Annotated in this window: 8 protein-coding genes; 6 read left to right on the top strand and 2 right to left on the bottom strand. The window is 33.9% G+C overall.

Annotation, left to right across the window (positions count from 1 at the left end):
- Positions 1-121: 121 nt before the first annotated feature.
- Complete coding sequence (locus tag KI369_RS26040; protein ID WP_212958332.1) at positions 122-913, bottom strand: arylamine N-acetyltransferase family protein; 792 nt, start codon at positions 911-913, stop codon at positions 122-124.
- Between the two features lie 216 nt (positions 914-1,129).
- Between KI369_RS26040 and amyS the strand changes: the two genes are divergently transcribed.
- Positions 1,130-2,671, top strand: coding sequence for an alpha-amylase (gene amyS, locus KI369_RS26035; RefSeq protein ID WP_212958331.1), 1,542 nt, complete (start codon positions 1,130-1,132; stop codon positions 2,669-2,671).
- Positions 2,672-2,765: 94 nt separating this feature from the next.
- Here the strand turns inward: amyS and KI369_RS26030 are convergent, their stop codons facing one another.
- A complete protein-coding gene (locus KI369_RS26030) occupies positions 2,766-3,521 on the bottom strand; it encodes an exosporium leader peptide-containing protein (RefSeq protein WP_212958329.1) in 756 nt (251 codons plus the stop codon).
- Between the two features lie 368 nt (positions 3,522-3,889).
- Between KI369_RS26030 and KI369_RS26025 the strand changes: the two genes are divergently transcribed.
- From KI369_RS26025 to KI369_RS26005, 5 genes are all read left to right on the top strand, one after another.
- Positions 3,890-4,609, top strand: a complete 720-nt coding sequence (locus KI369_RS26025) for a hypothetical protein (RefSeq protein WP_212958327.1) — start codon at positions 3,890-3,892, stop codon at positions 4,607-4,609.
- 453 nt (positions 4,610-5,062) lie between these two features.
- Positions 5,063-6,964, top strand: a complete 1,902-nt coding sequence (locus tag KI369_RS26020; RefSeq protein WP_212958325.1) for an endonuclease MutS2 — start codon at positions 5,063-5,065, stop codon at positions 6,962-6,964.
- Between the two features lie 6 nt (positions 6,965-6,970).
- Positions 6,971-7,495 (top strand): GNAT family N-acetyltransferase, encoded by a 525-nt coding sequence (locus tag KI369_RS26015; protein WP_212958323.1) that lies wholly within the window; start codon positions 6,971-6,973, stop codon positions 7,493-7,495.
- Between the two features lie 162 nt (positions 7,496-7,657).
- Positions 7,658-8,374 carry a histidine phosphatase family protein gene (locus KI369_RS26010; protein WP_212958321.1) on the top strand — a complete coding sequence of 239 codons (717 nt, stop codon included), beginning with the start codon at positions 7,658-7,660 and terminating at the stop codon, positions 8,372-8,374.
- A gap of 56 nt (positions 8,375-8,430) precedes the next feature.
- Positions 8,431-8,904, top strand: a 474-nt coding sequence (locus tag KI369_RS26005) for a hypothetical protein (protein WP_212958319.1), incomplete at its 3' end; no start/stop codon positions are given.

Genomic DNA, 8,904 nt, shown 5'->3' with positions numbered 1-8,904 from the left:
CATAATCATTTCCTTTCTAAAACATGTAGTTATATTCCTATATAACTATGAAATACAACAAATTGCAAAAAATCCCTGCTGAAAATTGAAAAGCCTTGCTAAAATGGCAAGGCTTAAAAAATTATAATGTAATTCCGAATTTTGAATGTAAAAGATTTTTATATTGCCCATCTGTAAGGTTTTCTTTCGTTTTTTTACCGTTTTTCGCTATTGTCAGACTATCCTTTGTTAAAGATGCATGCCCATCTTCAGTTAGTTTTACAATAAGAGGTACTTTATTAAATGGTGAGCCTTCATGTTCAACGATAATTTTTTGTGCTGCATTTGCTTTTTCTTCAGTGACTTCTTCCAAATAAAATGCATAGCCTAATGTCCAATCATCAGCAGAAGATTGATCCAAAAACTCATTGTTTTTACGCATCTCTAAAATATAGTTTCCCTTTTCGGTCAATTCTTTACGAATACGATAATCTCCTGTGACGGAGTGAATGACTTTACCTAAGAAAGGGACAGGTGCAAGAGGTAAGTATGATCCGAATCCTACTTCAATTAAATAAAGTTCATTATGGTGTGTTAAAACGGTTGCGATATGACCAGAATCAACAGCCCATATAGAATTTGCAGCATTGTACACTGTGCCTGAAACGAGATGAACATCAAATCCAGCGTCTTTAAGGAAGTAATACATAGTAGGATTGAGTTCATAACAAAGACCGCCACGGTTGTTTACTAAAATTTTTTCTTTTAGATTTTCTTTTGATATTTCTGTAAAGTTGTTTTCGAGTATATTTAAGTTTTCAAAGGGGACAGTTTGTGCCATCGCGTACATAATGTTAGGTAAATCTTCAAATGAAACTTTGTCTTTTTCTTTTATATGTAATCTTGAAAAAAATTGTTTTTGAAAGTCGGTCATAGAAATCCCTCCGTCATGCTTTTATAGATAAATTGTAAACAATCTTGAATAAGATGTGAAATGAAAACTACTTTGAAGTATTTGTTGAATATGTGAAGTTAGACTAAAAAATAATGTGGGAGAGTGAGAGATTGCTACTTTACTAATTGTAGAACGAATATTATAATAATTTCGATAAACTATGCAAACGTTTTCTTGAAAGGAGATGGTGTAAATATGTTGAAAAGAATAATAGTAGTCGGCTTGTTGGTTGTTTTGTTTTTACCTAGTATATATGGGGGGAGTAAAGTATATGCAGATACGGTTAACAATGGAACGTTAATGCAGTATTTTGAGTGGTATGCTCCGAATGATGGGAATCATTGGAATCGTTTGCATTCGGATGCTGGAAATTTAGCTCAGAAAGGAATTACATCTGTCTGGATACCGCCTGCATATAAAGGAACTACGCAAAATGACGTAGGATATGGAGCGTATGATTTATATGATTTAGGAGAATTCAATCAAAAAGGAACGGTGCGGACAAAATATGGGACAAAAGCACAGTTGAAATCTGCAATTGAAGCTTTACATAAGCAAAACATCGATGTATATGGCGATGTAGTTATGAATCATAAAGGTGGAGCAGATTATACTGAAACTGTAACAGCTGTTGAGGTAGACCGTAACAATCGAAATATTGAAGTATCAGGTGATTATGAAATTAATGCATGGACAGGGTTTAACTTTTCAGGGCGTGGAGATGCTTATTCTAATTTTAAATGGAAATGGTATCATTTTGACGGAACGGATTGGGATGAAGGAAGGAAATTAAATCGAATTTATAAATTTAGGGGGATAGGTAAAGCATGGGACTGGGAAGTTTCTAGCGAAAATGGAAATTATGATTATTTGATGTATGCAGATCTTGATTTTGATCATCCAGATGTTGCGAATGAGATGAAAAATTGGGGAACGTGGTATGCGAATGAATTAAATTTAGATGGCTTTCGTTTAGATGCTGTTAAGCATATTGATCATGAATATTTACGCGATTGGGTAAATCATGTCAGACAGCAAACAGGAAAAGAAATGTTTACGGTGGCTGAATATTGGCAAAATGATATCCAGACTTTAAATAATTATTTAGCGAAAGTCAATTATAATCAATCTGTATTTGATGCACCACTGCATTACAATTTTCATTATGCTTCAAAAGGAAATGGGAATTATGATATGAGAAATATTTTAAATGGAACAGTAATGCAAAATCATCCTGCACTTGCAGTGACTCTCGTTGAGAATCATGATTCTCAGCCTGGACAATCATTGGAATCTGTAGTAAGTCAGTGGTTTAAACCGTTGGCATATGCATTTATTTTAACTCGTGCAGAGGGCTATCCTTCAGTTTTCTATGGTGATTACTATGGGACAAACGGAAATAGTAGTTATGAAATTCCAGCGTTAAAAGATAAAATTGATCCGATTTTGACGGCACGAAAAAACTTTGCATATGGTACGCAGCGTGATTATTTAGACCATCCAGATGTAATTGGATGGACAAGAGAAGGTGATGGTGTACATGCGGATTCTGGTCTAGCAACATTAATCTCAGATGGGCCAGGAGGATCAAAGTGGATGGAAGTTGGAAAGAATAACGCAGGGGAAGTATGGTACGATATGACGGGTAATCAAACAAATACTGTAACAATTAATAAGGACGGATGGGGGCAGTTCCATGTAAGTGGAGGATCAGTTTCCATATATGTTCAGCGGTGAATTGGTGATAAAAAAGAAGAGGAAGACTGAAATATAAGTCTTCCTCTTCTTTTTATATTGTTATCATTCCTAAATTTTTATTTTCATAAATGGATTAGTCGACTTTTAAAACAACGAGAGATGCGTTGGAATAAATAATATCACCCGTGGCTTCTCTTATTCGTACTCGAAGAACGTCTCCTTGGGTTAAAGGTAATAAATCAGTTCTGGCCGATGTAGCTCTTACCCCAGAACCACCACCAACTCGTGATTCAATTGCGAATTGAATTGAATCGTTTATTGTAAGATTTAATATGCTAGATGAAATAGCTTGTATCGCAAATACGATTGAAAAGGATACAGCGTATACACCAGTGGTATTAATTGTAATGGAGTTGTCTACTGGATTTAGAGTAGTTCCACTAACAGGTCCTGGAATGGTAAAGTTAACATTTGTATTAACTACTGCTGAAAAACCGATACCTATTTCAGAAGTTATTGTTCCAAATACGGGGAGTATCCCTAAACCGGTTGCTCCAGTAGGACCAGTTATTCCAATTCCGGTAGGTCCTGTAACCCCAGTAGGACCAGTTATTCCAATTCCGGTAGGCCCTGTAACCCCAGTAGGACCAGTTGTTCCAATTCCGGTAGGCCCTGTAACCCCAGTAGGACCAGTTATTCCAATTCCGGTAGGCCCTGTAACCCCAGTGGGACCAGTTATTCCAATTCCAGTAAAACCTGTCGCACCGGTAGGTCCTGTGATTCCAGTAGGTCCGGTCGGAAATGTAAATGGTGGAATTGGTGGTAGTGTGGGACCAATTAAACCTGGTTCAAGGGCAGGCCCTTGTAAAATAATATATTGTTCGCTCATATAGTAACCTCCTTTGATTGCTTGTCATAATTATTAAATGTAATAGGGAAAGTAAATGACATTCGCAATAGCGGAGGTGCTAATTTAAATCTTTTGCAGCGGAATTAAAGTGGTTACTTTAAAGTTGGAGACAATAAAAAACTTTCTGTGATTGCTATAGAACTAATAAATATTAGTATGATTTTAATAGATGTGATATTTGCTTTACGATAAAATAAATATAGTGTAAAATTACACTATTAGTGTAAAATGATAATTGATGGGTGTTATTACACCTGCGATTAATAGAAGAAGTTCTTATAAAAATCGTAATTTAATATCGATAAGGACATTTCTGTATAGGCAGTAGTAGCAAAAGGAGAGGCAATATGAAAAGAACAATAATGAAATGTAGCATAATGTTTAGTTTATTACTATTAACATCATGTGATATATCGGATGAAGAAATTGAACAAAAAGCACAAAGTTATACGAAATCGAAGCATGGTATTTCTGTAAAACTAGATCGAATTGAAATACCTAGTCAAGGTAAGGATTTATTAGGACCAGATACACGAATAGCTTATGTACAGCAAGTAGATGAACCATATTTACAATTTCAAATGTATTTCGATGGACGCACCTCTCCAAAGGTAAATAATGATAACTATAAAATAAAAAAAGAAGCGAATGATTTACGGGAAAGATTCAATATATATTATGAAGAAAAAGGGACTAATACTATACTTACTTTTGAGAAAATGCAAACAGGGGACACTGTTTTCGGTAAGGATGCAGAGAAAAAAATAGTGAAGAAGCATCCAAAACATTATGTTACGGCGGTTTTCAGAAGTAATATTTTTTTAGATGTAAACAACCGTGCACATATGGAAATGTTAGCGGAGCTTGCGAGAAGTATTCAGGAATTTAATAAAATGATTGAAAATAGTAAGAGTAGTGTGGATGATATTACAATTCAGTTGCCAAATGCTAATAAGGGAGTATTACAACATATTGCGGTAGATTATATAGTAACGGCTGAAGAGGCGAAAAAGACACTTGAGAAAAATGTTGATTATATGAAAGCTTTACAGTCTGTAAGAAAATAGTCTGACACCTTTACTTCTCACAAAACATATAGTATGATGATTTCAGTAAATTAGATTTCAATGACTATAATATAAATTAATGAGAGGTGCTTTTTGTGAGTGCGGTAGGTACTAAATAGGAAAAATTTAATGAAATAAATCGGATAAGAACAGGGGATTTTTATGTATATCATACCCCTAATTTTGTCATGGATTTATTTCGATACCTATGAAGATACCTACAATACTTTATAAAGCGTGTAATCAGGGGATTGCCATATGTTTTTTATGGCTTATTTACTCATATGTTATTACACATGCCTTGTAAATGTAAAAGCTGCGGTATCCCCGCAGCTTTTTTGTATATATTTTTAATGTATAAAAATGGTAATTGAATTATGTAGGGCTCATTGGAATCTAATGAGTAGGTATCTTCATTTATGATAGAAATCAATCATAGTGAGGAGAAACAAAATGAATACGATGACTTTTGAAAAGTTACAATATAACGAATTAAAGGAAATAGTGAAATCATATTGTGTAAGTGGATTAGGTAAGGAATTATTAAATAAATTAGAGCCGAGTACGAGTATAAAAGTAGTGAAAAATCGTTTGAATGAAACGACAGAAGCGCGAGCTATAGTAGATGCAGAAGGGCATGTTCCTTTCTTCGGCATCTCAAATATCGCAAGTACAATTCAAAAATTAGAAAAAGGGATGATTTTAGATCCTGAAGAGTTAGTAAGTGTTTCAGACTTTTTACGTGGTTGTAGAAAGATTAAAAACTTTATGTTGGATAAAGAATTTTTTGCGCCAGTATTAGCTTCTTATGCAAATTCAATGACTGAATATAAAAGTATTGAAGAGGAAATTAACTTTTCCATTAAAGGCAATAGTATTGATGCAGCTGCGAGTAAAGAGTTAAAACGAATTCGAAATAATATCGATTCTGTAGATGGAAAAATAAAAGAGCGTTTAACGAAGTTTTTAAATAGTAGTGCGAATAAGAAGTATATTCAAGAATTCTTTATTAGTAAGAAAGATGATAGATATACGATTCCAATTAAATCTTCTTATAAAAATCAAGTTGCGGGAAGTATAGTTGAAGCGTCTGCTAAAGGCTCTACTGTATTTATAGAACCGCATACGGTTACAAAGTTAAATGCGGAACTCGCAAGTTTGAAAGCAGAAGAAGCGATGGAAGAATATCAAATTTTAGCGACTTTATCAGGGATGGTAGTAGAAAACATTTATCATATAAAAATTAATATGGAATTGATTAGTCAATATGATATGGTATTTGCGAAAGCGAAGTTTAGTAAATCGATCGATGGGATAGAACCGAAATTAAATGATCATGGATACATTCATTTAGTAAATTGTAAGCATCCGCTTTTAAGTGGAAAAGTAGTACCGTTACACTTTGAAATCGGTCAAAACTACCGCAGTTTAATTATTACAGGACCAAATGCGGGCGGGAAAACAATTGTACTAAAAACAATTGGATTGTTAACTTTAGCGACAATGTCAGGCTTGCATATTGCTGGAGATAAAGAAACCGAAATTGCTATTTTTGAAAATGTATTTGTAGATATTGGTGATAATCAAAGTATCGAAAACGCACTAAGTACATTTTCATCGCATATGAAAAATTTATCTGAGATTATGAGGATGTCAAATAATAATACGTTGCTACTATTTGATGAAATAGGAAGTGGGACTGAACCGAATGAAGGGGCAGCACTTGCAATTTCTATTTTAGAGGAGTTTTATCTTGCAGGATGTATTACAGTTGCAAGTACGCATTATGGTGAAATTAAACGATTCTCAGAAATGCACGATGATTTTATGAACGCAGCAATGCAATTTAATAGTGAGACACTAGAACCACTTTATAAATTAGTGATCGGTAAATCAGGTGAAAGTAATGCACTTTGGATTGCGAATAAAATGAACGTAAGAGAACATGTACTGAAAAGAGCGAAAGAGTATATGGGAAATAAAGAATACGCTCTAGAAAAAGTGAATGAAAGTAAAATTAGAAAACCGAAATTCGTGCAAGAGAAAAGAGAAAATCATTATGATTACAAAATCGGCGATCGTGTAAATTTATTAGATCATGATGATTTTGGTATTATCTATAAGGAAATAGATAACTTCTATAACGTCGTTGTATATTATAACGGTGAATTCGTTGAAGTAAATGTAAAACGTATTACGTTAAAGGTAGCAGCAAAGGAATTATATCCAGAGGGATACGATTTAAATACACTATTTGTCGATTATAAAGAAAGAAAAATGCAACATGATATAGAGCGCGGATCGAAAAAAGCGCTTCGTAAAATCCAAAAAGAAATAAGAAAGAATAGAGGATAATATAGAATGGTAACGATTAGACAAGAGCAACAAAACGATTATAGAAAAACAGAAGAAGTGGTACAACAAGCATTTTTACATGAAGAATTTAGTGATAAAACAGAACATGAACTTGTAAAACGTATTAGAGAATGTGAAGCATTTGTTCCTGAATTATCAATTGTTGCAGTACATGAGGAAATCGTTGGTCACATTATGTTATCCAAAATTACGATAGAACAGGATGGAACTTCTGTAGAATCATTAGCACTTGCACCGGTTTCAGTTGCTACGGGCCATCAGAAAAAAGGAATTGGCGGTAAACTTATCGCTTATGCTTTAGAAAAAGCGAAAGAACTTGGATACGGATCAGTTGTAGTATTAGGACATCCAGAGTACTATCCGAAATTTGGTTTTAAAAAAGCAAGTGAGTGGAATATAAAAGCACCATTTGAAGTGCCTGAAGAAGTGTTTATGGTAATAGAATTAACAGAAAATGCTCTTGAAAGTGTAGAAGGAGTTGTACAATATTCGAGTGCTTTTGCTGAGTAGGAGTATCGGTTAAGAAATATAATCATAAAAGATGCTATCTTTTTGTATGGATATACAGAAAGGTAGCGTTTTTTATTAAGCGAAGCTACTTACATATATTTTGCTCAATGAATAATTGTGGTGTTAATATTGAGATAGAAATGTAAAGGGAGAGAAAAAAGAATGAAGAATCGAGAAACAGATAGCAATGTCGTTACGTTATATGTTACAAGACACGGTAAAACAATATTAAATACGAATCATCGCGCGCAAGGTTGGGCAGACTCTCCATTAGTAGAAAAAGGTGTGGAAGTTGCCACTAATTTAGGAACGGGATTAAAAGATATTCATTTTACAAGTGCGTATAGTAGTGATAGCGGCCGAGCGATTGAAACTGCTAATTTAGTATTAAAATATAGTGAGCAATCAAAATTGAAACTTGAGCAAAGGAAAAATTTACGAGAATTAAATTTCGGTATTTTTGAAGGTGAAAAACTTGAAAATATGTGGGATGTGGTTGGAAAAGCTGCGGGTGTTACATCGCCAGAAGAACTAATGAAGTTTTCTATTCAAGAAGTTATTGATCTTATTAGAGCAGCAGATCCTACAAAACAGGCGGAAGATTGGGAATTATTTTCTACTCGTATAAAAGTAGAGATAGATAAAATTAGTGAAGAAGCTGCTACAAATGGTGGCGGTAACGTTTTAGTTGTCGTTCATGGGCTTTTGATTACTACATTAATAGAAATGTTAGACAGTAGTAAAACAAAACTTGGAGTGGAAAATGCTAGTGTGACGAAGATTGTATATCAAGATGGAACATATACAGTCGAGTCAGTTGGAGATATGAGTTATGTTGCAAAAGGGACAGAAAGTGTGGAGGAAACCTTCGCTGAGTAGTAGTGTAAAGTGATTTTCCGCTGTTTTTGTTATATGTTTAAGCTGGAGGTAAGGCAATGGATTTTCATGATTTGATGAAATTTAAAGGATGTATATATTTAAACAAATTGTTCGAACCAGAAGATAATTCACTGAGGGTGCTTATTGATAGATGTAAAGTTAACGAAACTAAAAGCCTCGTAAAAGTCACAAATGAGGTTGAATTAGAAGCATCCTCCATTGATGTTGATGAAAATCTATCAATTCTGCAATTGGATTTTGAAGCGTATGTTGCTTACTCTATTATTAATGAATCGTTTACTGTGATGGATGATTATGAAATTTCAGAGGGTGAAATTTTTAAGATTTACTCGAAATCAAGATATTTAGATTTTGTTAAAGCAGGAACAATTGCTGAATGTATATTTCCTGAAGAGCAGTTCATTCACTATCAAATTCCTTGTTTGAACCATATAATCGATATTATTTCATATGATGAGCCGGAAATTACTGAAATAAAGAGAAACGAATCAAATAAACATATAAAAGAG

Origin of the sequence: Bacillus sanguinis (genome assembly GCF_018332475.1) — a bacterium.
Classification (GTDB): Bacteria; Bacillota; Bacilli; order Bacillales; family Bacillaceae_G; genus Bacillus_A; species Bacillus_A sanguinis.
This window is presented reverse-complemented; position numbering and strand designations above follow the sequence as displayed.

Excerpts from the sequence above, each read along its gene's own strand:
- KI369_RS26010 (WP_212958321.1), top strand. The coding sequence starts at position 7,658 with ATGAAGAATCGAGAAACAGATAGCAATGTCGTTACGTTATATGTTACA.
- KI369_RS26015 (WP_212958323.1), top strand. The coding sequence starts at position 6,971 with ATGGTAACGATTAGACAAGAGCAACAAAACGATTATAGAAAAACAGAA.
- amyS (WP_212958331.1), top strand. The coding sequence starts at position 1,130 with ATGTTGAAAAGAATAATAGTAGTCGGCTTGTTGGTTGTTTTGTTTTTA.
- KI369_RS26020 (WP_212958325.1), top strand. The coding sequence starts at position 5,063 with ATGAATACGATGACTTTTGAAAAGTTACAATATAACGAATTAAAGGAA.
- KI369_RS26040 (WP_212958332.1), bottom strand. The coding sequence starts at position 913 with ATGACCGACTTTCAAAAACAATTTTTTTCAAGATTACATATAAAAGAA.
- KI369_RS26030 (WP_212958329.1), bottom strand. The coding sequence starts at position 3,521 with ATGAGCGAACAATATATTATTTTACAAGGGCCTGCCCTTGAACCAGGT.
- KI369_RS26025 (WP_212958327.1), top strand. The coding sequence starts at position 3,890 with ATGAAAAGAACAATAATGAAATGTAGCATAATGTTTAGTTTATTACTA.